This window comes from Microbacterium sp. 5K110 (genome assembly GCF_005774735.1).
Classification (GTDB): domain Bacteria; phylum Actinomycetota; class Actinomycetes; order Actinomycetales; family Microbacteriaceae; genus Microbacterium.
The window spans coordinates 15,332-37,957 of the sequence record NZ_VBUM01000009.1; the positions used below are offsets into that span (position 1 = coordinate 15,332).

The 22,626-nt window shown below is 69.8% G+C and carries 25 protein-coding genes; 5 read left to right on the plus strand and 20 right to left on the minus strand.

Going from position 1 to position 22,626, the window contains the following annotated elements; genetic code table 11:
* Window positions 1-51: 51 nt before the first annotated feature.
* From FE256_RS04140 to FE256_RS18090, 4 genes are read right to left on the minus strand one after another with little or no spacing between them, the layout of a single operon-like run.
* Window positions 52-552: a glutaminase gene (locus FE256_RS04140; RefSeq protein WP_138173063.1), complete on the minus strand. Its 501-nt coding sequence runs from the start codon at window positions 550-552 to the stop codon at window positions 52-54.
* Window positions 549-1,403 (minus strand): transposase, encoded by an 855-nt coding sequence (locus tag FE256_RS04145; RefSeq protein ID WP_138173065.1) that lies wholly within the window; start codon window positions 1,401-1,403, stop codon window positions 549-551. The genes FE256_RS04140 and FE256_RS04145 overlap by 4 nt, the downstream gene beginning before the upstream one ends.
* 22 nt (window positions 1,404-1,425) lie before the next feature.
* The gene (locus tag FE256_RS04150; protein ID WP_138173067.1) at window positions 1,426-2,103 is read right to left on the minus strand and encodes a GTP pyrophosphokinase; all 678 of its coding nucleotides are present in this window, start codon (window positions 2,101-2,103) and stop codon (window positions 1,426-1,428) included.
* Window positions 2,104-2,144: 41 nt separating this feature from the next.
* Window positions 2,145-2,282, minus strand: a complete 138-nt coding sequence (locus FE256_RS18090; protein ID WP_171024192.1) for a hypothetical protein — start codon at window positions 2,280-2,282, stop codon at window positions 2,145-2,147.
* 120 nt (window positions 2,283-2,402) lie between these two features.
* On the opposite strand from FE256_RS18090, the gene FE256_RS04155 reads away from it, so the two are divergent.
* Window positions 2,403-2,729 carry a DUF7882 family protein gene (locus FE256_RS04155; RefSeq protein WP_138173069.1) on the plus strand — a complete coding sequence of 109 codons (327 nt, stop codon included), beginning with the start codon at window positions 2,403-2,405 and terminating at the stop codon, window positions 2,727-2,729.
* Window positions 2,730-2,731: 2 nt separating this feature from the next.
* Here FE256_RS04155 and FE256_RS04160 read toward each other — a convergent pair whose 3' ends face one another.
* A complete protein-coding gene (locus FE256_RS04160; protein WP_138173071.1) occupies window positions 2,732-3,049 on the minus strand; it encodes a DUF7882 family protein in 318 nt (105 codons plus the stop codon).
* 109 nt (window positions 3,050-3,158) lie between these two features.
* Between FE256_RS04160 and FE256_RS04165 the strand changes: the two genes are divergently transcribed.
* Window positions 3,159-3,476: a DUF7882 family protein gene (locus FE256_RS04165; RefSeq protein ID WP_138173073.1), complete on the plus strand. Its 318-nt coding sequence runs from the start codon at window positions 3,159-3,161 to the stop codon at window positions 3,474-3,476.
* Between the two features lies 1 nt (window position 3,477).
* Here FE256_RS04165 and FE256_RS04170 read toward each other — a convergent pair whose 3' ends face one another.
* Entirely contained in the window at window positions 3,478-3,732 is a 255-nt protein-coding gene (locus FE256_RS04170; RefSeq protein ID WP_138173075.1) for a hypothetical protein, read from the minus strand.
* A 90-nt stretch (window positions 3,733-3,822) separates the two neighbouring features.
* Entirely contained in the window at window positions 3,823-4,359 is a 537-nt protein-coding gene (locus FE256_RS04175; protein ID WP_138173077.1) for a MarR family winged helix-turn-helix transcriptional regulator, read from the minus strand.
* 147 nt (window positions 4,360-4,506) lie between these two features.
* Here FE256_RS04175 and FE256_RS04180 point away from each other — a divergent pair, with 147 nt between their 5' ends.
* The gene (locus FE256_RS04180) at window positions 4,507-4,986 is read left to right on the plus strand and encodes a MarR family transcriptional regulator (RefSeq protein WP_171024193.1); all 480 of its coding nucleotides are present in this window, start codon (window positions 4,507-4,509) and stop codon (window positions 4,984-4,986) included.
* 20 nt (window positions 4,987-5,006) lie between these two features.
* Here FE256_RS04180 and FE256_RS04185 read toward each other — a convergent pair whose 3' ends face one another.
* Window positions 5,007-5,252 carry a DUF3072 domain-containing protein gene (locus tag FE256_RS04185; RefSeq protein WP_138173081.1) on the minus strand — a complete coding sequence of 82 codons (246 nt, stop codon included), beginning with the start codon at window positions 5,250-5,252 and terminating at the stop codon, window positions 5,007-5,009.
* Window positions 5,253-5,330: 78 nt separating this feature from the next.
* Here FE256_RS04185 and FE256_RS04190 point away from each other — a divergent pair, with 78 nt between their 5' ends.
* Window positions 5,331-6,296, plus strand: coding sequence for an alpha/beta fold hydrolase (locus tag FE256_RS04190; RefSeq protein ID WP_138173083.1), 966 nt, complete (start codon window positions 5,331-5,333; stop codon window positions 6,294-6,296).
* Between the two features lie 13 nt (window positions 6,297-6,309).
* Here the strand turns inward: FE256_RS04190 and FE256_RS04195 are convergent, their stop codons facing one another.
* The 5 genes from FE256_RS04195 to FE256_RS04215 form a co-directional block, all read right to left on the minus strand.
* Entirely contained in the window at window positions 6,310-7,551 is a 1,242-nt protein-coding gene (locus FE256_RS04195; protein WP_138173085.1) for an ADP-dependent glucokinase/phosphofructokinase, read from the minus strand.
* 18 nt (window positions 7,552-7,569) lie between these two features.
* The gene (locus FE256_RS04200) at window positions 7,570-8,433 is read right to left on the minus strand and encodes a ketose-bisphosphate aldolase (protein ID WP_138173087.1); all 864 of its coding nucleotides are present in this window, start codon (window positions 8,431-8,433) and stop codon (window positions 7,570-7,572) included.
* A 33-nt stretch (window positions 8,434-8,466) separates the two neighbouring features.
* Window positions 8,467-9,312, minus strand: coding sequence for a carbohydrate ABC transporter permease (locus tag FE256_RS04205; protein WP_138173089.1), 846 nt, complete (start codon window positions 9,310-9,312; stop codon window positions 8,467-8,469).
* Between the two features lies 1 nt (window position 9,313).
* A complete protein-coding gene (locus FE256_RS04210; protein WP_138173090.1) occupies window positions 9,314-10,243 on the minus strand; it encodes a carbohydrate ABC transporter permease in 930 nt (309 codons plus the stop codon).
* Window positions 10,244-10,316: 73 nt separating this feature from the next.
* Window positions 10,317-11,609 carry an ABC transporter substrate-binding protein gene (locus FE256_RS04215; RefSeq protein WP_138173092.1) on the minus strand — a complete coding sequence of 431 codons (1,293 nt, stop codon included), beginning with the start codon at window positions 11,607-11,609 and terminating at the stop codon, window positions 10,317-10,319.
* Between the two features lie 233 nt (window positions 11,610-11,842).
* Between FE256_RS04215 and FE256_RS04220 the strand changes: the two genes are divergently transcribed.
* Complete coding sequence (locus tag FE256_RS04220; RefSeq protein WP_138173094.1) at window positions 11,843-12,649, plus strand: DeoR/GlpR family DNA-binding transcription regulator; 807 nt, start codon at window positions 11,843-11,845, stop codon at window positions 12,647-12,649.
* 80 nt (window positions 12,650-12,729) lie between these two features.
* On the opposite strand, the gene FE256_RS04225 is transcribed toward FE256_RS04220, so the two are convergent.
* The 7 genes from FE256_RS04225 to FE256_RS04255 form a co-directional block, all read right to left on the minus strand.
* A complete protein-coding gene (locus tag FE256_RS04225) occupies window positions 12,730-13,749 on the minus strand; it encodes a zinc-dependent alcohol dehydrogenase family protein (RefSeq protein ID WP_138173096.1) in 1,020 nt (339 codons plus the stop codon).
* A 76-nt stretch (window positions 13,750-13,825) separates the two neighbouring features.
* Window positions 13,826-16,660 (minus strand): aminotransferase class III-fold pyridoxal phosphate-dependent enzyme, encoded by a 2,835-nt coding sequence (locus tag FE256_RS04230; protein WP_138173098.1) that lies wholly within the window; start codon window positions 16,658-16,660, stop codon window positions 13,826-13,828.
* 90 nt (window positions 16,661-16,750) lie between these two features.
* On the minus strand, window positions 16,751-17,554 hold the full coding sequence (locus FE256_RS04235) for a DUF1206 domain-containing protein (protein WP_138173100.1): 804 nt from the start codon (window positions 17,552-17,554) through the stop codon (window positions 16,751-16,753).
* 16 nt (window positions 17,555-17,570) lie between these two features.
* On the minus strand, window positions 17,571-18,263 hold the full coding sequence (locus tag FE256_RS04240; RefSeq protein ID WP_138173102.1) for a phosphatase PAP2 family protein: 693 nt from the start codon (window positions 18,261-18,263) through the stop codon (window positions 17,571-17,573).
* 127 nt (window positions 18,264-18,390) lie between these two features.
* Window positions 18,391-19,821, minus strand: coding sequence for an HNH endonuclease signature motif containing protein (locus tag FE256_RS04245; RefSeq protein WP_138173104.1), 1,431 nt, complete (start codon window positions 19,819-19,821; stop codon window positions 18,391-18,393).
* A gap of 133 nt (window positions 19,822-19,954) precedes the next feature.
* Window positions 19,955-20,839, minus strand: coding sequence for a hypothetical protein (locus FE256_RS04250; RefSeq protein WP_138173106.1), 885 nt, complete (start codon window positions 20,837-20,839; stop codon window positions 19,955-19,957).
* A 351-nt stretch (window positions 20,840-21,190) separates the two neighbouring features.
* Complete coding sequence (locus FE256_RS04255) at window positions 21,191-22,618, minus strand: NAD-dependent succinate-semialdehyde dehydrogenase (RefSeq protein WP_138173108.1); 1,428 nt, start codon at window positions 22,616-22,618, stop codon at window positions 21,191-21,193.
* Between the last annotated feature and the right edge of the window lie 8 nt (window positions 22,619-22,626).

Here is a 22,626-nt window from a genome sequence, read left to right on the forward strand (position 1 = left end):
CCGGGGCCGCATCCGTTGACACCCCCACCCCCGCGGACTATGCGAATTCGCTCAGGCTCGTTCGGGCGGATGCTGCAGCAGATCGATGCGCTCGTCGAGATAGCCGGCCAGCGGCACGTACCCTCCCCGCGCGCTCCACCGCACCGCCGGTTCCCCGTCGCGGAGGGCGAGCGGCGCGCTCCTGTCGTCGAGCGCACCGAGATCCACGGGCTGCCAACCGATGTGGACCGTCTCGCCCTCCGGGACGCCGCCCCGCTCGGCCGCGGCCGCCAGTTCGGCACGGCGCCGCTGCGATTCCGCGGGGAAGCCGCGCCGCACCTCGGCCCGCGAACGGACGATGTCGCCGGTGGACAGCACCGCCTCATCAGTGAGCAGCAGCACGCCCAGGTGCCAGGCCCGCCCGCGATCGACGATGCGGGGGGCGCGCGGGATGCCGAGGAAACGGCGCCCCTCCTGCAGGTCGCCCAACCGCTCGCGCGGCGCGTCGACGAGCCGGCTCCGTGCCGCGGCGAGCAGTTCCTCCACGCGGGCGATGGCGTCGGGGCCGGTCATGCGGTCGTCTCCTCGGCGGCCGCGGAGCGGGCGCGATCGAGGGAGCGTTCCGCCGCATCAGCGGTCTCACGCGCCGTCGACGTCTCGCGCTCGGCCTCCCGCAGCGCCGCCTCGGCGGCGGTGGCATCCTGCTCCACGCGCGGGATCTCGGCGCGCAGGCCCGCCACCCGCTCCCGGACCCGGTCCGCGTGCTCGCGCGCGGTCGCCTCCCGCGCCCGCGCCCCCGTGAGCGTGCGGTCGGCGTCGGCGCGAGCGCGCTCCGCGTCGCGCACGGCGCGTTCCGCGGCTTTCCGGGCCCGCCGCTGAGCGAGATCGTCCGGGGCGGGGCCCTCCATCGCGGATGCCGAGGCGTCGGGCACCGACCCGGCCACCGCGCGGGCCGGGTCGGTGTCGTCCGCGAGGTCGAGGGAGGCCACCAATCGGCCGGTGAGCACGAGAGCGGCGGCGTGCGGGTCGATGACGGCGGCGTTGACGGTCTTCTCCACGGCGTCGCGCATCGCCGAGCTGAGGGTGACCCCCGCGTCCGCGGCGAGGTCGACCGCCCGTCGGGCGAGGGCAGCGACCAGCTGCCGCCGTTGACGTCCGAGACGAGCGAGCTCGGCGGCATCCGCGTCGTCCTGCGCCTCGCGCAGCGCCCGCGAGAGCTCGACGGCCTCGGCGAGCTGTCCGTCGCGCGCGAGCAGGTTGACCGCCCACGCCGCGAGGGTCGGCTTGCGCAGGCGCGCGATGCGCGTCCCCACGGCTCCTCCCACCTCGGCGGCACGCGCGTCGCGCGCCGCGGTGAAACCCGCGGGAGGAAGGGCGAGCAGGTCGGCCGCGACCTCGTCGAGGAGGGTGGCCGCGTCGCTCATCCCTCCATTGTGACGCGTGCGGTCAGAGCGGGACCACCCCGGGGCGTGGACCCCGGATCTGCCGATGCAGGCGCTCCATGCGCGCGTCGAGCTCCGCCGCGGTCTCTGCGGCATCCTTCAACTCGGCAAGGAGGTCGTCCGGGACGAGCCGGTCGTACTTGTAGTAGATCTTGTGCTCGAGACTCGCCCAGAAGTCCATCGCGATCGTTCGGAACTGCACCTCGACCGGGACGTCGACCCGTCCGGTCGACAGGAACACCGGCACATCGACGATCACGTGCAGACTCTTGTAGCCGTTCGCCTTCGGCCGGGCGATGTAGTCCTTGACGTCGCGCACGGTGATGTCGTCCTGCTGCGTCAACAGGTTCGAAAGACGGTAGGCGTCGTCGATGAAACTGCAGGTGATCCGAATGCCGGCGATGTCGGTGATGGCGCTCCGGATGGAGTCGAAGTCGGGCTCGATGCCCTTCCGCCGCACCTTGTCGACGAGGCTGTCGGGGGACTTCACGCGACTGGAGACGTGCTCGATCGGGTTGTAATCGTGCATCTCCTGGAACTCCTCGCGAAGGATCGAGATCTTCGTCTCGACTTCGGCGAGACCGAAGCGGTACTCCATGAGGAAGCGTTGGAACTCGTCGCGCAAGGCACGCAGAGACGCTCCGGACACCGTGATCTGCTGATCGTCCAGCGGGTCGGACATGATCCAGACGCTAGCGGCGCCGGCTACGAGGGTGCTGGGAGTCACTCCCCCGGGTGCTCGGAGCTGCGTGGCATCAGCTCGCCGTCGATGACGTCGATCCCCATCAGCTGATCGAAGACTCCGGGGAGGTCTGCGGGCTCTTCGGGCTCCGGGACCGAGGGGAAACGGGGGGCGCTCACGCGGCATCCTTCCGTGGACTACTCCCCACCGTTGCAGAACCCCCGGGCGAGAGGGGGTGGCCTTGACACCCCCTGAGTGGGCGTTTAGAGCCTGACGCGACCGCCGCTATCGTGGAGGGCATGGGCACGATCTTCTACGGCGGAGGCGGAACGGCCGTCCACATCGAGGACCGCGCGCTGGCGCACCTCAAGGTCGTCATCTCCACGAAGCTGCGCCGCGGCGAGAGCTTCACCCTGTCGTGGCAGCACCCCGAGGATCAGCCGCGGGGCCGCAGCACCCTGTGGCTGCACCCTGCCATCCCGCTTCGCTTCGTCTTCGATGACGCCGAGCCCACCACGCTCAGTCGCGAGTGGGTCGAGCGTCTGGTCGAATCCGCGAACTCGTCCGGAGGCATCATGCTGGTCTCCGAAGACATCGCTCCTGCCGACGACGCGCACAAGCGCTGAGGTCACGCCTCTTCGACGAGGGTGTCCTCCGACGGCTCCGGCGTGATCGAGAGCCCGTTGGGCCCGGATGCCGCGAGCATGAGGTCTTCGACCCACACCCGGTTGATCCGCGGCTGACGGCTACCGTAGAAGTGGAACTGGATCGGCACCGAGGGGTGCATCCAGAAGCTCCGTCGGCCACTGCCGTCACCGACTTCGACGTCGAACATGAACGACTCGGAGCGACGCAGCTTGTTCATCACGACGATGCGCAAGTGCGCCAACGTGCGGTCATCGATGTCGACGGCGTTGGCCACGGTGTCGTAGATGAATCGGCCCATGACGACGAGCCTATCCGAGACGAACCGCCGGACGCCGCGCGGATGCCACGGCAGGGCCCGCGGAATCAACCCCCGGTTCCGGCGGGTGGGGCACGGATACCGTGAAGGAGTGGGAACCCTTTACTACGGCGACGTCGCGACTCCGATCGACATCGAGGATCGCGCTCTCGCTCACGTCAAGGTCGTCATTGCGACCAAGCTCCGCCGCGGCGAGAGCTTCACGCTCTCCTGGACGCACGGACCCGGGCAGGAGGTGGGACGCAGCACCGTCTGGCTGCACCCCTCGATTCCGCTGCGATTCGTCTTCGACGATCCCGAACCCGCCCTGCTCAGCCGGGCATGGGTGGAGGCCCTGGCGAACTCGGCGAACTCCTCGGGCGGGCTGTTGCTCGTTCCCGACCCGGCCGACGACGCCTCGGACGACTGACTCAGGGGAACCGCAGGTCGAGGACCTCTCGAGCGCCCTCTTCGACCGCGGTCGGGATCACCAGCGGACGCCCGGCCGAGAACGCCTCCCACTCGCGCAGGACCACCGTCTCGATGCGTACGGGGTCCTCACCCGGGTAGTCCAGGCACAGTCGCGAGACGACCGACCGCAGGGATGCCACAGGGATTCCGTCCACGGCTTGGACGGCGTCCACGGCGGTGGCGCGGGGGCGCGCCTCGATCGTGTTCTCGTCCATGTCTTCATGGTTTCACGGAGCTCGAACGATGCCTAATACTCCGAACTCGACTAGTCTTCCTAGCTTCTTACGTGCCGTGAGGATCGAGGATCAGAGCGTCACGTCGGCGTCGACGGGGACCTCGGAATGCGGGTCGACCTGGTCGACGGCATCCTGCAATCTGCTCAAGCAAGCGATCACGGTGACGCATTCCTCGGGCGTCATGTCGACGACGGCGGACATCATCCGTGAGTGCATGGAACCGAGGGTCGCGCGCACCTCGGCGTCGCTCGCGGCGGTCGCCACGACGTGGATGCTGCGGCGGTCGGTGGGGTGCGGCACGCGCGTGACGTGACCCGATTTCTCGAGCCGGTCGATGATCGCGGTCGTCGAGGCGGTGGAAACTCCCAGGTAGCGCGTCAATTCGCTCGGCGAGACCTGACGGCCCTGACCCGAGGCCCGCAACAGGAAGCGCAACACCAAGAGGTCGTTCTCGCCCATCGACATGGACTCGCGCGTCCGTCGACGCATCGCGACCTCGGCCGCGCGATAGACCCGGAAGGCCTGCAGGACTTCGACGGCACGTCGGCGACGGTCCTCTTCGGTCGTGTCATACCAATAGCGCGACGATTGCGAGCCGTTCTCCACTTCGGCATCCTACGTCAGCCCGGCACGACGAGACCCTGCCTGCGAGCAGGGGCGGAAGATACGATGGTTGATCTATCGGTCGTCTAGTTGATGGCCTTCTGAGATACAAGTAACACGAACTATCCCGGCAGGGGGGTGACGAAGCGAATGGCCACCGAAGCGGACGTGGTGAAGGCCGTCGACGACCTGTCCGAGTCCGGCGCGGCATCCGAGCGCGTCGCCCTGCAGTCGCTGGGCATCGGCCCCAACGACGCCAAGGTTCTTCGGTTCCTCCTGGCCCGGGGAGACGCAGACGAGCCGGTCACGCCCCGACTCCTGTCAGAGATGCTCGGCATCTCCTCGGCGGCGACGACGGCGCTCATCGACCGCCTCGCCGACGCGGGATGGGTGGAGCGGGTTCCCTTCCCGGGCGACCGTCGCTCGATCGTCGTGCGAGCCACCGTCGACGAAGGATCCCCCGCGCGACACCTGCTCGCCGTGCGACGCTCGTCGGTCGCGGCCGCCGCGGCACGCCTCGGCGCCGCAGAGCGCCGCGTCGTCGCCGACTTCCTCGGCGAGGTCGCACGGGGCGAGCAGCACCAGATGGAGCGTCTGCGTTCGCGCGAAGAAGGAACCCGCCCCGCCTGAGCGGCGGGACGGGACACGGATCAGCCGTTCGAGCGGCCGGTCTCCTCCTGCAGGCGCTCGATCTGCTCCGACGCCTCCGCCTTCGTCAGTGCGGCGGTGATCTCCTCACCCGCTTCGCGGGCGAGGGTGTCGAGGTAGCTGCGCTGCGGCGCGGTCATCGGTTCGTCGCCGGTGACCCAGTCGGAGGGATCTTTCTCGGCGGAGTTCTCTCCCTCGCGCGCGGCGCCGAGGGTCTCTTCTTCATGGTCACGAGGGGCATCGTTCATGGTGTCACGGTAGGCGTCCCTCCTGACGGGGACGCCGGGATTGACAGGTGGCACCGGGGAGTGGGGCATCCTGGGACGATGCCCGAGGCCACCCGCTCCGCCGACCTGGACGTCGAGACCATCCGACGGGGGAATGCCCGGACACGAGTGACGATCGTGTCCTCCGGCGCCGTATCCGGCCGCGCTTTCGTGCTGATCGCCGGGATCGGGGTGGCCGCGAGCTACTTCGAGTTCCTCGCGCCTCTGTTGGCAGAGGACGGCGACGTATACGCCCTCGATCTCCCCGGGTTCGCCGGGATGCCGGCATCCGGGGAGGAGCCGACCGCCGCGTTCTTCGCCGACCAGGTCGAAGGGGTCATCGCGCACTACGGCCTGAAGGATCCGGTCCTCATCGGTCATTCGATGGGGACGCAAGTGGTCACCGAGGTGCTCGCCCGCCGCGACGACCTCTCGCACGCGGTCCTGGTGAGCCCCGTCGTCGATGAGACCGAGTCCTCGGTCCTCGCCCAGGCGATCCGGTTCGCGCAGTCCACGGCGCGCGAGTCCGTGCACGTCGCCGTGATGGCCGTCTCGGCCTACGTGTTGTGCGGGTTCCTCTACTTCCTCGAGGTCCTCCCCCACATGCTCCGGTACCGCATCTCGGACCGCATCGGCGCGGCCCACGCGCGGCTGCTGCTGATCCGCGGGGAGTTCGACCGCCCATCACCCCGGCGCCTGCACTCGCGACTGGTCGCTCGCGCGCGCACCGCGCGTCGGTGGGAGATCGAGGGCGCGGCACATTCGATCATCAACGGTCACGCCGTCGGCGTCGCCCGGCTCGTCCGGCGCCACCTCGACGACGATCTGGCTCCGCGCGGGAGGATGCCCGCCGCCGAGGCGAAGGTCCCGCCGGCGCGGCATGCCGACCTGCGGATGATCCTGGATGCCACCGCGACCCGCCTCGCGGAATGGTGGAGCGCGGTGCGCGGCGATCAGCGTGGAGTCGAACGGGCCAAGTCGCGGCACGCCCGTCTGCTGTGGCGCGCCTACGTGTCGCGGCGCTGAGGAGCCGCCTGCGTCACTCCGCTGCCGTCACCGCGTCCAGCGCACGGTTGAGCGCCGCCGCCGTCGTGAGCCGGGCCGCCGCCGGCACCGCCGCCAGGAACCCGCCCACGAACGTGTCGCCGAGCCCGATGGTCGTCGGGCGCGCGACGTCCACGACGTACGCGGGGACGCCGACGGCCGGCATCCGCTGCACGACGGCGGCGACGACCGCTGCACCCCCCGCGTGGCGGGGCAGCCGAGCGGTCTCGTCGAGGTCGTCGGCGCGGCAGTCGTCGCCGAGGCGGTAGCGCGTCGCGGCGGTCCGCGTCGCACTCTCCAGCGCCGCGCGGTGCCGGCCTGCCTCCGGGCCTACCGCGACGGCCCAGAACTTCGTGTGCACGACGAGCGCCGGGGCGGGGATGAGCGCGTGCACGTCGGCGAGCGCCGCGGCGACGTCGTCGGGCGAGAGCAGGTCGACGGGCCGCCCGAGGTACTCCTGGAGCTCGTCCTCGTTCATGCCGTAGACGTCGATGCGGTCCATCAGTCGCGTCCGCACGAGACCGGCGAACGACCGCTCGTAGAAGCCGGCGTCTTCGTAGTAGACCAACGCCGAATCCGGCAGACGTCGCATCGCCGCACGCACGTCGTGCAGCCGCCGGTCGAGCAGGGCGGCATCCTGCATCGTGTTGAACCCCGACACCAGGAACGCCGCCGCCTCGGCGAGGGCGTCACCGAGACCGGGGGCGATCGCCATCTCCCGGTTGGGTGCGTCGTTGGCGAAGATGAGGCGATTGGATGCCGGGGCGACGACCTCCCCGTCGACCAGGCGCACCGACGCGCCCTCGGGATACTGCACGATCAGGTGCGGATCGAGGGTGTCGCGCGTGGCCGAGGACAGCACCCGCATCGAGGAGGGAAGCAGCCGGCGCACGTTGTCGTCGATGCTCACCAGGTGCTGCACGGTGGGCACGCCGATCCGGTCCAGCGCGATGCCGGCACGCACGCCCGTGCCTCCGAGGGTGATCTCGACGTCGAAGTGCGCCGCGAAGCGCTCCACGATCTCGGACGAGAGGACGAAGCGCTCGCCTCCCCCGCCGGTGGCGAGGAAGGCGAGCACCGTCACGACGAGGGCGCGCTCGTCGATGATCGGCGTCGTGGTGACCAGGTCGTCCCGACGGATGCCGTAGTCCTCCGCGAGGGCGGAGAGCACGTCGGCATCCCACCGGATCTCGTAGTCGACGGTGCCGCCGAGCCCGAGGACGAGGTCGTGTGCCATGACGCCGATCATCTCCGTTCAGTACAGGTCGGCCTTGCCGGCGGCGCCGAAGAGGTCGATCTTCTCGGCCGCGGTGATCTTCATCGCGGCGATGGGCTCGGGCTGGATGGCGTTGGGCTCGCGCAGGCGACGGTCGGTGCCGAGCACCTCGCGCATGCGGTCGTGGTACGCCACCTTGATGTCGCTGGAGATGTTGATCTTGTTCACACCCAGCTCGACCGCCCGGCGCAGTTCGGCGTCGGGGTTGCTCGAGCCGCCGTGCAGGACGAGCGGGATGCCGACGGCGGCCTTGATCTGCTCGAGCAGATCGTGGCGCAGCTCGGGGTTCTTGTCGGACGGGTACAGGCCGTGCGAGGTGCCGATGGCGATCGCGAGGCTGTCCACTCCGGTCTGCTCGACGAAGCGCACGGCGTCGTCGACGTTCGTGTAGATGATCTCCGCGGCACCCGACTCGCCGTAGCTGTCGTTCGCGCCGATGGTGCCGAGCTCGCCCTCGACCTGGATGCCGGCCGCGTGCGCGGCTTCGACGACCTTGCGGGTGATCGCGACGTTCTGCTCGAACGGCTCGAGCGACGCGTCGATCATCACCGAGGTGAAGCCGGAGTGGATCGCCGTGATCATCTGCTCGTACGACCCGCCGTGATCCCAGTGGATCGCCACGGGGACGCTCGAGCGGTGCGCGCGGGCGTGCATCGCCGCGATGAGGTCGGTGGTGATGTGCGAGACCTCGTCGGGGTGGATGGCGATGATGACCGGAGCGGACTTCTCTTCGCTGATGTCCATGATCCCGGTGAACATCGCCCAGTCGCTGATGTTGAAGGCGGGGATGGCGAAGCTGTGGGTGTTGGCCACGTCGAGGATGGACTTGCCGGTGTAGAGCACGGATTTCTCCTTGTTGGGGTGGGTCGGCGGTGGTCAGCTCTTCACCGAACCGGCCGTGAGGCCGCTGATGAAGAAGCGCTGGAAGAACAGGAAGAGGATCAGCACGGGGATCGAGCCGAGGATGCTCATCGCCATGATCTGGTTCCACTCGTAGGAGTGCTGGCCCATCAGCAGCTGGATGCCGATCGGCACGGTGCGCATGTCGATGGTCCGGGTGAGGGTCAGCGCGAAGAGGAACTCGTTCCACGCGATCATGAACGTGTAGATGCCCACCGACACGATCCCGGGGATCGAGATCGGCACGAGGACGCGCCACAGGGCGGTGAAGGAGCCGGCCCCGTCGACGCGGACGGCCTCGTCGAGCTCCTTCGGGAGGGTGTTGAAGTACCCCGTCATCATGATGATCGCGTAGGGCAGCGTGAACACCATGTAGGTGAGGATCAGGCCCGGGTAGGTGTTGTAGAGCTTGAGCGCCACCATGAGCCCGAAGTACGGGATGAGCAGCGTGATGGGCGGCACGGCCTGGACGCTGACGATGATCACGTTCACGATCCGCTTGCCGCGGAACTCGAACCGGCTGAACGCGTAGGCGGCCTGGATCGCGACGAGGAGCGTCAGGATCGTCACGGCGCCGGCGACGACGTAGCTGTTGATGAAGAAGCGCACGGTCTCGGGCGTGGTGAAGATCTTCACGTAGGCGTCGAACGAGAAGGTGTCCGTGATCAGGCGCGGCGGCAGCTCGAAGATCTGCGTGTTCGACTTGAACGAGCTCGAGAGCATCCACAGCACGGGACCGGCGGCGAAGACGGCCCCCAGCAGGAGCCCGACGATCACCCCGGTACGGGCGACGCGGGTGCGGGTCGCGGAGGTCATGGCCATGTCAGTCCCTCGCCTTCTGGTGGCGGACGTAGAGCACCGCGATGATCATCGACATCGCCAGGACCAGCACCGCGGAGGTGGAGGCCATCGAGAAGTCGTAGGTCGCGAACGCGAGCTTGTAGGTGAACGTGCTGAGCATCTCGGTGACGTCGATGGGACCGCCGCCGGTGGTCAGCCAGATGAGGGCGAACTGCTGCGAGGTCCAGATGAGGTCGAGCAGCAGGAGGCTGACGATGATGGGCCGCAGCTGCGGGATGGTGACGTTCCAGAAGCGCTGGACGGGGCTCGCACCGTCGACGGTCGCGGCTTCGTAGAGGTCGCTCGGGATCCCCTGGAGGCCGGCGAGCAGACTCACCATGAAGAAGGGGTAGCCGGCCCAGATGTTGATGAAGGTGACCGTGCCCAGCGCGAGCTGCGGCGAAGCGAGCCACTCGATGTTCGTGTTGAGCAGGAAGTTCACGATGCCGTTGGGGGCCAGGAGCATGCGCCACAGCACCGCGATGACGGCGACGGTGAACAGCCACGGCAGCACGTACAGGCCCCGGAAGATCGCACGGGGCACGGCGCCGATGAGGCGGCTGTTCAGCAGCATCGCGACGGACAGTCCGAGCACGAGGTGCGCGGCGACGCTCGTGAGGGTGAAGAAGAGCGTGTTCCCGGTGGCCTTCCAGAACCCGGGATCGGTCAGCACGGAGATGTAGTTGTCGACACCGACGAGCTGGGGGTTCTTGTTCGTGATGACGTTGTCCTGGAACGAGTAGCCGACGACCATGACGATCGGGACGATCATCAGGACGAACAGCAGGATCAGCGTCGGGGCCAGGAAGGTGTACGCCTCCGAGGCGTTCCGCAGCTGGCGGGTGCGGCGGGACGCGGGGCGTCCGGTGACGATGAGTTCGGTGTCGGGGGGTGTGAGGGTGCGCATGGTCATGGTGTGCGGCTTTCGGTGAGCGGGATGCCGCATCGCGAACGGCGGCGATGCGGCATCCCGTGTCAGCGTCGGATCAGAACTCCGACGTCCATTCGTCCTGGGCCTTCTTCAGCGCGTCGCTCATCGACTGCTGACCGTCCAGCGCGGACTGGAACTGCTGGCCGAACTGGCGCATGAGTTCCTCGGCCACGGGCAGGCCCGTGAACTCGTTGGCCGGGTAGCCGGCCTTGTAGATCTCGAAGGCGGTCTTGAACAGGGCGTCGTCCTCGACGAAGGTCGGCACGGCCTCGGTGTTGCCCGGGAAAGCCTTCGCCATCGTGGACAGCTCGGCGTTGACGTCCTTGCCCATCAGGAACTGCACGAGCTTGAAGGCGGCATCCTTGTGCTCGGAGTTCTCGGCGACACCGATTCCCCACGAGGCGTAAGGGATGCCGCGTTCACCCGTGAAGCCGTCCTCGGCGGGGATCGCCGAGATCGAGAAGGTCAGGTCGGGGTTGGACTCGCGGATCAGGTTGATGTGCGCGAGCGAGTCGATCATCATGCCGACGCGGCCGTTGGTGAACTCCTCGACCTTGTCCTGCTCCTTCATCGTGAAGGATCCGGGTGCGATGACCCCGTCGTTCCAGAGCTGCTGGATGTAGGCGGTCGCCGACGTGACGTCGGCGTTGGTCAGGTCGGGCTTGCCGTCCTTGAGCATCGACCCGCCGGAGGCCCACACCCAGGACATGACGTCGTTCTGCACGCCGTTGGGCGCTTCGAGGGACAGCGGCAGCACCCAGCCGGACACATCGCCGCCGAGGGCCTTGATCTTCTTGGCGGCGTCGGCGAACTCCGTGCGCGTGGACGGGGGTGCACTGACGCCCGCCTGCGACAGCAGCGCGTCGTTGGTGAACATCGGGTACACGAAGTTGATGACAGGGATCATGTAGGTGCTGCCGTCGACCTGGATCTGGCTGGCGAGCTGACTGTCGTCGTAGCCCGCGTCGCTCATCAGCTTCGACATGTCGGCGATGACGCCCTGCTTGGCGAAGTCGCTGACCCAGGCACCGTCCAGGCCCACGACGTCGGGCATGGTGCCCGACGCGGCGCCGGCGAAGAGCTGCTCCTTGGTCGAGGCGTAGGGGCCGCTGACCAGGTCGACCTTGATGCCCGGGTTCTCCTGCTCGAACTGGTCCATGAGCGCACGGAACTGGCCGTCGGGCAGTTCCGGCTCCCACCACTGAGCGAACTCGAGAGTGACGTCTCCGCCGCCGGAGGGAGCGTCCGAGTTCGACGAGCACCCCGCCATCGCCAGGAGGGTCGTGGCCGCCGCGGCGGCACTGACGAGCTTGATGGCGTTCCGACGCCCGCGCCCGCTGTTGTCCATCGTTTCTCCTCATTGAGATCTGCTGTATTTCGCGCTGTTCTGCGCGTTCTTGCATCTTTCAGCATGAGTATGCGCGGGTCTGCGGCACGCGTCAAGTCTCCGATGCACATTCGTGATCATTACGGCACGCAGTGGCATCCAAACCTGCATAAAGCGGCCTATCTGTGCCGTTTCATGCTGAAATAGCCGAAAATACCTCGTGCCGCGTGCGGCTCTGTGCTAGAGATGACGGCATGGAGGGCACCACGAACACGACCAAGAGACGGCTTCCGGCGGGCAGGAAGGCCGAACTGGCCGCCTATGTCGCTCAATCCGGACAGGTGACCGTCGTCGACCTGGCCTCGCATTTCGGCGTCTCGATCGACACCGTACGCCGGGATCTGGACCAGCTCGATCGCGAGGGAATCGTCGTGCGCACCCACGGCGGCGCGGTCAGTGCGATGTCGGTCCCCGGCCGCGACCGCGGCCTGGACGTCCGTCTGCAGATGCAGATCGCCGAGAAGGAGAAGATCGCCACGATCGCCGCCGACCTCATCGAGGACGGCTCCGTAGTGGTGCTGAACGCCGGCACCACGACGCTGGCCGTCGCGCGAGCCCTCCGCAATCACCGGAACCTCACGATCGCGACCAACAACCTCCGCATACCGGCGGAGATCTCGCCGCAGGTCTTCCGCGACCTGTTCATCTTCGGCGGCGCCGTGCGCACGATCACTCAAGCCACGACCGGCCCGGTGACGTTGGCGACCAGCTCGCACAGCCCCGACGTCGAGATCCGGTGCGACTACGCCCTCATCGCCGTCGGAGCTGTGGATGCCTCGGGCTTCTCGACCAGCAACCTCGGCGACGCCACGATGATGAGCGAGATGATCCAGCGCGCCGATCGCACCGCGATCCTCGCGGACTCCACCAAACTCGACCGGCGCCTGTTCGCCCAGGTCGCAACGCTCGAGATGGCGGATTACCTCATCACCGACGCGCCGCCCTCCCCCGACCTCGCGGAGGCCTTGGCGGAGGCGGGCGTGACGGTGCTCACGCCCTGAGACCGCGGCCTGCGCGCGGGCGCAGACGGCCGCGGGGCCTCGCACGCCGCGGCATCCGGTCCCCGAAACAGGGCATGCGGTCAGACCGTCAGCAGGACCTTGGTGGCGCGGCGCTCGTCCATGGCACGGTAGCCCTCGGCGGCGTCCTCGAGCGGCAGCGTCAGGTCGAACACCGCGCCCGGGTCGATCTTCCGGTCCCAGATGAGCTGGATCAGCTCGGGGAGGAAACGCCGCACCGGCGCCGGACCGCCGTGGAGGTGCACGGCCGAACGGAACAGCTCCTGTCCCTCGAGCGTCACGTCGTGCGAGACGCCGACGAAGCCGATGTGCCCGCCGGCGCGAGTGGACCGGATCGCCTGCTCCATCGACTGCTGCGTCCCGACGGCTTCGATCACCGAGTGCGCGCCGAGCCCGTCGGTGAGCTCCTTGACCTTCGCGATACCCTCGTCGCCGCGCTCCTCGACGATGTCGGTCGCCCCGAAGCGGCGGGCCAGCTCCTGCCGGTCGGCGTGGCGCGACATCGCGATGATGCGCTCGGCGCCGAGCTGCTTCGCGGCCAGGATGCCGAGGAGCCCCACCGCACCGTCGCCGACCACCGCGACGGTCTTCCCGGGGCCGACCTCGGCCGCCACGGCGGCGAACCAGCCGGTGCCGAGCACATCGGAGGCGGCCAGCAGCGAAGGGATGAGATCGGCGTCGGGCTGACCCGGAGTCGCGACGAGAGTGCCGTCGGCGAGCGGGATGCGGACGAACTCGGCCTGCGTTCCCACGCGCCCCATGGGGACGACGTGCACGCACCGCGACTGGTATCCGGCCCGGCAGATCTCACACGTGTTGTCGGATGCCATGAACGAGCCGACGACGAAATCGCCCACCTTCACGTTCTTCACCGCGTCACCGATCTCGGTGACCACGCCGACGTACTCGTGGCCCATCGGGGTGGCATCCACCTCGTCCGACCCGCGGTACGGCCACAGGTCGGACCCGCAGATGCACGACGCGGCGAGACGGATGATGGCATCCGTCGGTTCCTGGATGGTCGGGTCGTCTCGGTCTTCGACGCGTACGTCTCCGGCGGCGTGCATGATGACTCCACGCATGGGGGCTCCTCTCGGGTGGGAAGTGGCTCCTCCCGGTGTACTCCCCCGAGCTTCGCGTCGTGCGGGGCTTGCGCGATCAGAACCCGGTCGACAGCACCCGGTCGAGCATGTCGGCGAAGTAGTCGACGGACTCGCGCGAGACGCACAGCGGCGGCTTGATCTTCAGCACGTTCTGGTGGTCGCCCGTCGGCTGCATGATGACGCCGAGCTCGAGCAGCCGGTCGCAGATCGCGGCGGTCTCCTCGGTCGCGGGTTCGAGGGTCTCCCGGTCGCGCACGAATTCGAGGCCGAGGTACAGCCCCGAGCCGTGCACGGTGCCGACGAGCGGATGCCGCTCCCCCAGCGCCTCGAGACGGGCCTTGAGGTGTCCGCCGACGACACGGGCGTTCTCCTGGAGCCCCTCGTCCTTAATGATGTCGAGCACCGTCATGCCGACGACGGACGACAGCGGGGAGCCTCCCGTCGAGGAGAAGAAGTAGCCCTGCGTGCGGTAGCGATCCGCGATCTCGCGGCGGGTGATGACCGCGCCGAGCGGGAAGCCGGCACCGATCGACTTGGCGACCGCGACGATGTCGGGCACGACGCCCTGCTGATGGAAGCCCCAGAACCACGACCCGAGGCGACCGAAGCCGACCTGCACCTCGTCGGCGATCGCGAGTCCGCCGAGCTCGCGGACGGCGGCGTAGACCTCGCGCAGGTAGCCGTCGGGCAGGGCGACGCCGCCGGCGTTGCCGTAGAAGGTCTCGCTGAGGAAGGCCGCGGGCGCCTGCCCCGCGGCGGCGAGCGCGCGGAGCCGCGCGACGGCTTCGGGGGCATAGCGGGCGGCATCCGCTCCCCGGTGGCGACCGCGGTACGAATTCGCGGCGTCGACCGTGTGGACCCAGTCGGGGCGGGTCTCGAGGGCGTGCGGATTGTCGGCGATCGAGGTCGAGACCGCATCGCTGGCGTAGGTCCAGCCGTGGTACGCCTCGGCCATGGCGACGACGTCCTGGCGGGAGGTCGCGGCCATCGCGAGGCGGATGGCGAGGTCGACGGCCTCGGAGCCGGAGTTGACGAAGAACACCGTGTCGAGCTCGTCGGGGAGGGTCGCCGCGAGCCGCTCGCCGTACTCGGTGATCGCGGCGTAGTGGAATCGCGAGTTGGTGTTCAGCAACCGTGTCTGCCGCGACACCGCGGCGGCGATCCGGGGGTGCGCGTGCCCGACCGAGGCGACGTTGTTGACCATGTCGAGGTAGACGCGACCGTCCACGCCGACGAGGTACTCGCGCCAGCCCCGCTCGATGCGCGGCGGCCGCGAGTAGTAGTGCTCCTGCACCTCGGCGACGACCGCCTCGCGGCGCTCGAGGAGGTCGTCCGGGGCGGCCTCCGGCGCGGCGACGCCGAGCGCGGGGGTCGCGTCGCCGATCACGGCGCGCCAGCCGGGGAGGTCGCTGGGGCGCACGGCGTCCGGGACGTCGGCGGGATCGAGGGACGTGAGCAGCACCCGCACGCGGGTGCGCGCGGGAACGTCCGCGGAGGAGTTCGGGATGCCATCGCCCACCCGCACGGACAGGGCGCCGTCGGGCAGCTCGAGGGTCGTCGGCTCGGCGAACCACACCGACGCGGCCGTGGGGACGGTTGCGGGCTCCTCCGGCGTGCGGGAGGGGGCCCCGAGCAGCGTCGGGACGAGCGCGGGGAGGACCACCGCATCGGCACCGCCGTCGATCAGGCGCTGCGCTGCGACTTCGAGCGCGTCGGCGGCGAGCCACGCGCCCTCGTCGGCGAGCGGGGACAGGGTCGTGGCATCCAGGACGACCGGCCGCACCCCGGCGGGCAGGAGCGATGCGCCTCCCCACGCCGGCGCGTCGGACACGTCGCGTCCGAGAGCGTGACGGATCCGCGCCGTCGCGACCTCGATGGGCACGGCGATGGCCCGACGGAGGATCTCGAACTCGCGATCGAGCGCGCCGCTGGCGTAGTCGTTCGCGTCGTCGAGCCGCACCTGCTGGCGACCGCTCAGGACCAGGACGACCCCGCGGAGCACGACCAGCGGCCAGAGCGCCGTGATCTCGTCGTCGGAGAGCGGACGGCGGCGGTCGAACGCCGCGATCGCGGGCAGAGTCGAGGCGGACGTCGCGCCGTCGTGATGGAGCACCGACGATACCGTCACCGCGATCTCGCCCACGGCCCACGATTCGATGACGTCGCCGAAGTCGATCACGGCGTCCGGAAGCGTGTCGACACCGTGCGGGCGCAGGACGTTGTCGTCGGTGACGTCGAAATGGCCGAGCTGCCGCGGGAGGGCGTCGGCGACCGGGTGGAGCGCGGCGAGCGCAGCGGCGGTGGCGGCGGCGCAGTACTCGCGCACCTCGGCATCCGGCTCCGAGGCCGCGATGTCGGCGATCACGCGCTCGGCATGGCGCAGATCCCACTGCAGCACGCGCCCCGAGGCGGGATGCGTCTCGCCCGCCAGCGCGACGCTGACGGCGGCCGCCAGCTCACCCAGACGCGCGACCGTGCGCGGCGCGAGGTAGCCCGAGCCGGTGAGGGTCGAGCCCGGGACGAACGAGATCACCCGGGCGTGGAGCCGGCCCTGGCTGGTCTCCCACCAGCCGGCGAGGGGGCCGCGGGGCCCTGCGACGATCTCGGGGATGCGCAGTCCGGGTTCCGCCCGCGCGACCGCGGCGGCCGCGGCATCCTGCATCTCGATCTCCGACTCGCTGAAGACCGGGTTGCTGATCTTCAGGACACCGATCGGATCGCCGCCGTCGGCGGGGCGCACGAGGAAGTTCTGGTCCTGCTGACTCCCAAGGCTCTGCACCTGGATGTCGAAGCCGTGGGCGTGACGGAACAGAGCGACGGCCTCGCCGGCGGGGAGGGTCGGCGTCGGCAATTCGCCGGCCGTGAAGTAGTCGAACAGGGCGTCGGTCATGACGGGCTCCATGGGGCGCGGAACGGGTGGGGGCAACGGTGCCCCGGTCTTCGGGTGACCCTCAGAACACTAGCGAGGTGCCCCCGCGCGTCACATCCGGGCGTAGCGCGCCCGGGCGAAGCAGAACAGCCCGTAGACGACGAGCCCCGCGCCGACGAGCCACAGCACGACCTGCCCGAACGGCAGTCCGGCCAGTGAGCGCAAGGCCCCGTCGAGCCCGGTCGCGGCGTTCGGGTCGTGCGTGAGCGCCGCGACGACGAACAGGATTCCGGCGACACCGACGGCGATGCCCTTCGCGACGTAACCGACCGTTCCGAAGACCCGGATGCCACGTCCCGCGGGCCCGCTCGGAACGGACAGGTTCTTCAGGAAGGCGCGGGTGATCCCGCGGACGACGAACGCGACTCCGACCGCGGCGACGGCCAAGCCGACGACGACGAGCAGGAAGACGCCGCCCGGTGCCGCCAGCAGACTCGCGCTCAGGTTCTGGGTGGACTCCGAGGATTCCGAGCGACCACCCATCGCCGCCGTGAACGCGGTGCCGGCGATCGCGGCGTACGCGACCGCCGTACCGACGTACTTCGCGCGGGAACCCCAGCGCTTCTTGGCATCCGGGTTCCGCTCGACGATGGCCTCGCTGATCTGCCAGATCGCCAGGGCGACGAGACCGACCATGACGACCCAGAGCAGCAGCAGACCGGCGGGAGCGGATGCCACCTGCTGCAGAGCCCCGGACTGGTCGGCGCTGTCGCCCGCTCCGCCCGTGGCGATCGCGATGGCGATCACGCCGATGAGCAGGTGGAGGAGTCCGAGCACGACGTACCCGACGCGTGCGGCGACGCGGAAAGCGGTGGAATCCTGTGCCTTGTCGGCCGCTGCGCTGGCGGAAGTCATCCGTGCACCGTATCGCTCAGGCCGTGGCGGCCGCAGCCCGTTGCGCTCGCCGCTCTCTCGCTACTTCGACGGCCGCCCAGACGAGTGTGGCGACGGCGACGCCTTCGAGCATGCCGGCCGTCACGTCCGACAACCAGTGCGCGTGCAGGTACGTCCGGCTCCACATCATCAGGACGACCCAGAACACTCCCCCCACCCACACCCACCGTCGTCGGAGGATGAGACCGAGCGTCACCACGATCGTCGTGGCCACGGCCGTATGGCCGGAGGGGAACGACGTAGCCACGGTCTCGGCGAGCGAATGGGTGGGGCGCGACCGCGCGATGACCGCGGCCATCGGTGCCCCGATCGCGACGACGAGGGCGATGGATGCCGCCACGTTGAGCGCATCCCAGGGCCGACGGCGCACCAGGAAGACGATCGTGGTGGCGACACCGATGAGGATCATGCCGATCGTGCCGCCCACGATCGCCGGCACCCACGCGATGATCACGCCGACGGGCGAGGCCAGCGAGGACATCGTGCCGTCCCACGCCGCGTCGATCGGTAGCGGCGCGGAGTTGGACAGGGCGACGACGAGCCGCAGCGTGACGAAGAGCACGGTGGCCACGACGCCGACGACCAGCGCGTGGGCATGGCGCGCGTCCGGGTCGACGCGCGAGGCCGGCGCAACGGTGTCGGCAGTGGCGTCGTCGGCGGTGGCGTCCATCCTGAGAGCGTGCCACTTCGCACGTCTGCGAGGCGGGGATTGCGCAGACCGTTTCGTGGTGTCGCCGTGGGGGTGCATGGCGTGAGGGTGCATGGCGTGGGCGCGGACGCCGCGCCCGTTGGCCCGCTCAGAACGGTGTCTGTTCGTGTTCATCGGCGGCGGTTGGTGGTGGTGGGGCTGGGTCGTCGGGGAGGAATCGGACCGCTGGCGTGTAGGGGAGGGGTTCGTCGGTGTAGACGCGTCCCGTCGGAGAGGTCCACTCGAGGACCCCGCCGGGGAGTTGTCGGACTGTCCGGCGGGTGAACTGTTTCTGGGTGTGGTGTCTTTGGCAGAGGGGGGCGAGGTTTCGCACGTCGGTGGGTCCGCCGAGCGCCCAGTCGTGGGTGTGGTCGACTTCGCAGCGCACGGCCGGGGCGACGCAGCCGGGCCACCGGCAGTGGCGGTCGCGGGCGCGGAGGTGCCGGTCGATCGCGGTGGTGCGCTGGTAGGTGTCGGTGCGGAGGACGGCTCCGGTGACGGGGTGGGTGATGACCCGGTCCCAGGGCAGGGTGGTGGCTTCGGCCAGGGCGCGGGCGGTGCCGACGTCGATGGGGCCGTGACCGACGAGGTCGGCGGGGTCGGACTTCTCCGCCCCGGGGCGCAGCATCGTCAACGCCGGGACCACGACCTGCACCCGTGCCCGGATCGCGCCCAGGGCGCCGGGGCCGTCGTCGCCACGGGTGGGGTCGGCGTCGGGCGCGGCGGTCAGCAGCAGGTCGGCGAGGATGTCCGCGCGCACCTGATCGGCGGTCCGGGTATCGGGCGCGGGAGTCGTCACGGTCTCCGCGCGGTCACCGCGTTCGTCGCCGCACGCGCGGCCGTCCGCGCGTGCACCCGCAGGCGCATCACCGCGTGCGGCGTCTCGGCGCATGTCGACGATCGCGGCGCTCTGCTGCACGAGCCGGTCGTAGATCCCCACCGCCAGCACCGTCGGGAGCGTCGCGATCAGGTCGGACATCCCGTCCTCTCCGGCGACCACGCGCACGCACCGGGTGTCGCGGCCGCGGTGGTGGCGTTCAGTGAGGGTCGTGGGCTGCAGCGACTCGGCCAGGGCGGCCAACCGGGTCTTCAACCGCCCCGGACTCAGCCCGTCGGCGGTGGCGACGGCGAGGACGTCGAACTCGTGCCGCCGCTCGGACGGCAGGGGCAGCCCGGCATCCACGATCACCCTGACGTGCGCGCGGGTCAGCGCCCCCGCCTCCCACGCATCCAGCGTGACCGGGAAGTCATCGGCGAGGGTCATCGCACGACCGACCTGCGCTTGCACACTCCGATCCGACAGGGAGGATGCCGCCGCGATCTCGGATGCGACCTCCCGCAACGCCAACTCCGCCGCCCTCGCCGACGCCCGCACCCCCGCAGACGCGTCCAGGGCGAGGTGCCCCGCCCGGGCCAGCGCGCGCACGCGTCGGGCTTCGGCGGAGGCGAGTTCGGCATCCATTCCGCGCACCTCGACCAGCACCGAGGAGAGGGCCGAAGCCCCGTCATCGGGTGGTGTCGGAGGGCGATCGAAAGACATGCATGCATGCTAACGAAGGCCTCCGACATCCAACCCGGCCCCAGAGGCAATATGGGGACAGTTCCCCCGCAGCGCATGGTGTGGAGGAGGGGTGCCCCACCCTTCGCCAGCCCGCACACCTCGGAGCCGCCGTTCAGTCCTCGCGGAAGAGGATGGGCGCATCAGCGAGGGGAAGGCCCGACGCGCGGATCGCGGTCTCGACGGCCGCGGCATCCTCCGGGTCGCACCGAACCTGGGTCTTCGCGACGCCGTCGATCGGTGTGCCCCCGCCGGCGCCGTCCCAGAAGGTCGTCACGCCGTAGTCGTCGACGAGGGTGCGCAGCAGGGCGGCGTAGGCCGAAGCGTCGCCGGGTGCCACCACCGCGGTCAACATCGGTCCGCTGATCTCGACCTCCGCGTCGGGGTCGACGCCGGCGGTCCGCCGCAGCTCGTCGGCCGCCTCGACGAGCGGCACCATGCCCGCGACATCGCTGCCGACGTCGAACAGGTCGGAGAACGACAGTCGCCCGTTCTCCCAGATCGCGGCTTGGATGCTCCGACCCGGGGCGAGCGCGTCGAGGGCGTCGACCGTGGCGACGAGATCGAGCCCGAAGTCGGGGCAGCCCGGAGACGGGGCGGACGTCACGGGATCGGCGAACACCGACACCTCCGCGTCCGACGGTGTGCGCACCGCGAGCCCCCACATCACGGGGTCGGGGTAGCCGCTCGAGCAGGCGGTGTCGAGGAGCGACGGCAACGCGGCCCGGTCGAGCGTGACCCGCATCGACGACGTCGGATTCGCGAACGTCGGAGCCTCCACCCATCGCTCCTTCTCGACCGTCTCGACGCCGGGCAGGGCGAGGACCTCGGTCTCGAGGGCATCGAACTCGGCACTGGGACGATCGAAATGGGTCTCGTCGACCATCCAGCCGAACAGGACCAGCCCGCCGACCCCGATCCCGATGAGCGCGACGGCGCCGACGGCGATTCCCACGATTCCCGCTCGCGAGAGCCTCCGCGGTGCGGCCGTCGTCGTCATGCGGACCTCCCTGGGGGATGGGGCGTCGCGCACACGATACGGGGTGTCGGCATCCGTGAGGTGGACGACGGGGGAACGGACGGACCGCCGCGTCCCCTATGACGCGTGCGCCCTCGTCCACCGGCACGAGGTCGGCGGTGTGGTGCGCGAAGGAGTTTGACAGGGCGACGAGCAGCCGGATCGTGACGACAGCACGGTGGCGAGGACCCCGACGAGGAGCGCGGGCGCGGCGGCCGTCGGGGACCCTCGCCGCCAGGCGGGCCTTCGGGCGGGTCGGGGCGTCGTCCAAAGTGGCAGCCATGCCTTGATCGCGGCAGGTGCCGACCCGCGAAGGGGACCGCTTGCGGGCGGTCAGGGAGCGATGCCGATGTACTTCTCCTCCAGGTACTCCAGGATTCCTTCGCTCGACCCCTCGCGCCCCAACCCGGATTGCTTCATCCCGCCGAAGGGCGCCGCCGGATCCGACAGCACGCCCTTGTTGACCCCCACCATGCCCGCCTCCAGACGGAGAGCGGTGCGCAACGCGATCGCCTCCTCACCGAAGACGTAGGCGATCAGTCCGTAGATGGTGTCGTTCGCCATGCGCACCATCTCGTCGACGTCGTCGACCCGGACGACGGCTGCCACGGGTCCGAAGATCTCGGTGCTGTTGATCGTCGACCCGTGCTCGACGCCCACCAGGAGCGTCGGCGGGTAGAAGGCACCGGAGTCGGAGACCTCGCCCCCGAGCGCGATGCGCGCGCCCTCGCTCCGGGCGGTGACGACGAGCTCGGCGACCTTGTCGCGCTCGGCGACCGAGACGAGAGCGCCGAGGGTGTTCTCGCGGTCGAGGCCCCTGCCCCAGGACACCGCGGCCAGTTCGGCCTCCAGCTTCGCCACGAACTCGTCGTGCACCGAGGAGTGCACGTAGAACCGGTTGGCCGCGGTGCACGCGGAGCCCCCGTTGCGCATCTTGGCGAGCATGGCGCCGGTGACCGCTTCGTCGACGTCCGCCCCCGGTAGCACGAGGAACGGCGCGTTCCCGCCCAGCTCCATCGAGGTCGACACGACGGTGTCGGCGGCCTCGTGCAGCAGCAACCGGCCGACTTCGGTGGACCCGGTGAACGAGAGCTTGCGGACGGCGGGGTGATGCATCATGTGCGCCACCGCCGGACCCGTGGGCACCGGCGTGACGAGGTTCACCACGCCGTCGGGAACGCCCGCCCGCGTCAGCACATCGACGATGTATGCCGCCGTCAGCGGCGTCTCGCGCGCCGGCTTCAGCACCGTCGTGCACCCCGCCGCCAGCGCCGGCGCGAGCTTGCGCGTCGCCATCGCCGCGGGGAAGTTCCACGGCGTGATCAGCAGCGACACGCCGATCGGTTCGCGGGTGACGAGGATCCGCTTGTCCCCGTTCGGCGACAGGCGGAAGTCTCCCGGGACACGCACGGCCTCCTCGGCGAACCACCGGAAGAACTCCGTCGCGTAAGCGGCCTCAGCCGCCGCGTCCGCCCACGACTTCCCGTTCTCGCGCACCATGACCTCGGTCAAGGCATCCTTCTCCGCCGTGAGGATGTCGAATGCGCGGCGAAGGATCTCCGACCGGGCCCGCGGGGTGGTCGCCGACCACTCCGGCAAGGCGACCGCGGCGGCATCGACGGCCGCGGTGCAGTCGTCGAGCGAGGCGATCGCGAAGTGCGCGATCGTCGAGCCGTCGGCCGGGTCGAGCACGGGGAAGGTGTCGCCACCGCCGCCGGGGCGCCACGCCCCGCCGATGAACAGATCGGAACGGTAGTCCATGGTTGTCA

Bases quoted from the DNA above. Each gene is read 5' to 3' on its own strand.
- FE256_RS04150 (WP_138173067.1), bottom strand. From the start codon at position 2,103: ATGTCCGACCCGCTGGACGATCAGCAGATCACGGTGTCCGGAGCGTCT.
- FE256_RS04215 (WP_138173092.1), bottom strand. From the start codon at position 11,609: ATGGACAACAGCGGGCGCGGGCGTCGGAACGCCATCAAGCTCGTCAGT.
- FE256_RS04235 (WP_138173100.1), bottom strand. From the start codon at position 17,554: ATGACTTCCGCCAGCGCAGCGGCCGACAAGGCACAGGATTCCACCGCT.
- FE256_RS04250 (WP_138173106.1), bottom strand. From the start codon at position 20,839: ATGACGACGACGGCCGCACCGCGGAGGCTCTCGCGAGCGGGAATCGTG.
- FE256_RS04210 (WP_138173090.1), bottom strand. From the start codon at position 10,243: ATGACCATGCGCACCCTCACACCCCCCGACACCGAACTCATCGTCACC.
- FE256_RS04190 (WP_138173083.1), top strand. From the start codon at position 5,331: ATGCCCGAGGCCACCCGCTCCGCCGACCTGGACGTCGAGACCATCCGA.
- FE256_RS04230 (WP_138173098.1), bottom strand. From the start codon at position 16,660: ATGACCGACGCCCTGTTCGACTACTTCACGGCCGGCGAATTGCCGACG.
- FE256_RS04255 (WP_138173108.1), bottom strand. From the start codon at position 22,618: ATGGACTACCGTTCCGATCTGTTCATCGGCGGGGCGTGGCGCCCCGGC.
- FE256_RS04160 (WP_138173071.1), bottom strand. From the start codon at position 3,049: ATGGGCCGATTCATCTACGACACCGTGGCCAACGCCGTCGACATCGAT.
- FE256_RS04240 (WP_138173102.1), bottom strand. From the start codon at position 18,263: ATGGACGCCACCGCCGACGACGCCACTGCCGACACCGTTGCGCCGGCC.
- FE256_RS04155 (WP_138173069.1), top strand. From the start codon at position 2,403: ATGGGCACGATCTTCTACGGCGGAGGCGGAACGGCCGTCCACATCGAG.
- FE256_RS04205 (WP_138173089.1), bottom strand. From the start codon at position 9,312: ATGGCCATGACCTCCGCGACCCGCACCCGCGTCGCCCGTACCGGGGTG.
- FE256_RS04195 (WP_138173085.1), bottom strand. From the start codon at position 7,551: ATGGCACACGACCTCGTCCTCGGGCTCGGCGGCACCGTCGACTACGAG.
- FE256_RS04145 (WP_138173065.1), bottom strand. From the start codon at position 1,403: ATGAGCGACGCGGCCACCCTCCTCGACGAGGTCGCGGCCGACCTGCTC.
- FE256_RS04245 (WP_138173104.1), bottom strand. From the start codon at position 19,821: ATGTCTTTCGATCGCCCTCCGACACCACCCGATGACGGGGCTTCGGCC.
- FE256_RS04225 (WP_138173096.1), bottom strand. From the start codon at position 13,749: ATGCGTGGAGTCATCATGCACGCCGCCGGAGACGTACGCGTCGAAGAC.
- FE256_RS04180 (WP_171024193.1), top strand. From the start codon at position 4,507: ATGGCCACCGAAGCGGACGTGGTGAAGGCCGTCGACGACCTGTCCGAG.
- FE256_RS04140 (WP_138173063.1), bottom strand. From the start codon at position 552: ATGACCGGCCCCGACGCCATCGCCCGCGTGGAGGAACTGCTCGCCGCG.
- FE256_RS04220 (WP_138173094.1), top strand. From the start codon at position 11,843: ATGGAGGGCACCACGAACACGACCAAGAGACGGCTTCCGGCGGGCAGG.
- FE256_RS04185 (WP_138173081.1), bottom strand. From the start codon at position 5,252: ATGAACGATGCCCCTCGTGACCATGAAGAAGAGACCCTCGGCGCCGCG.
- FE256_RS04170 (WP_138173075.1), bottom strand. From the start codon at position 3,732: ATGGACGAGAACACGATCGAGGCGCGCCCCCGCGCCACCGCCGTGGAC.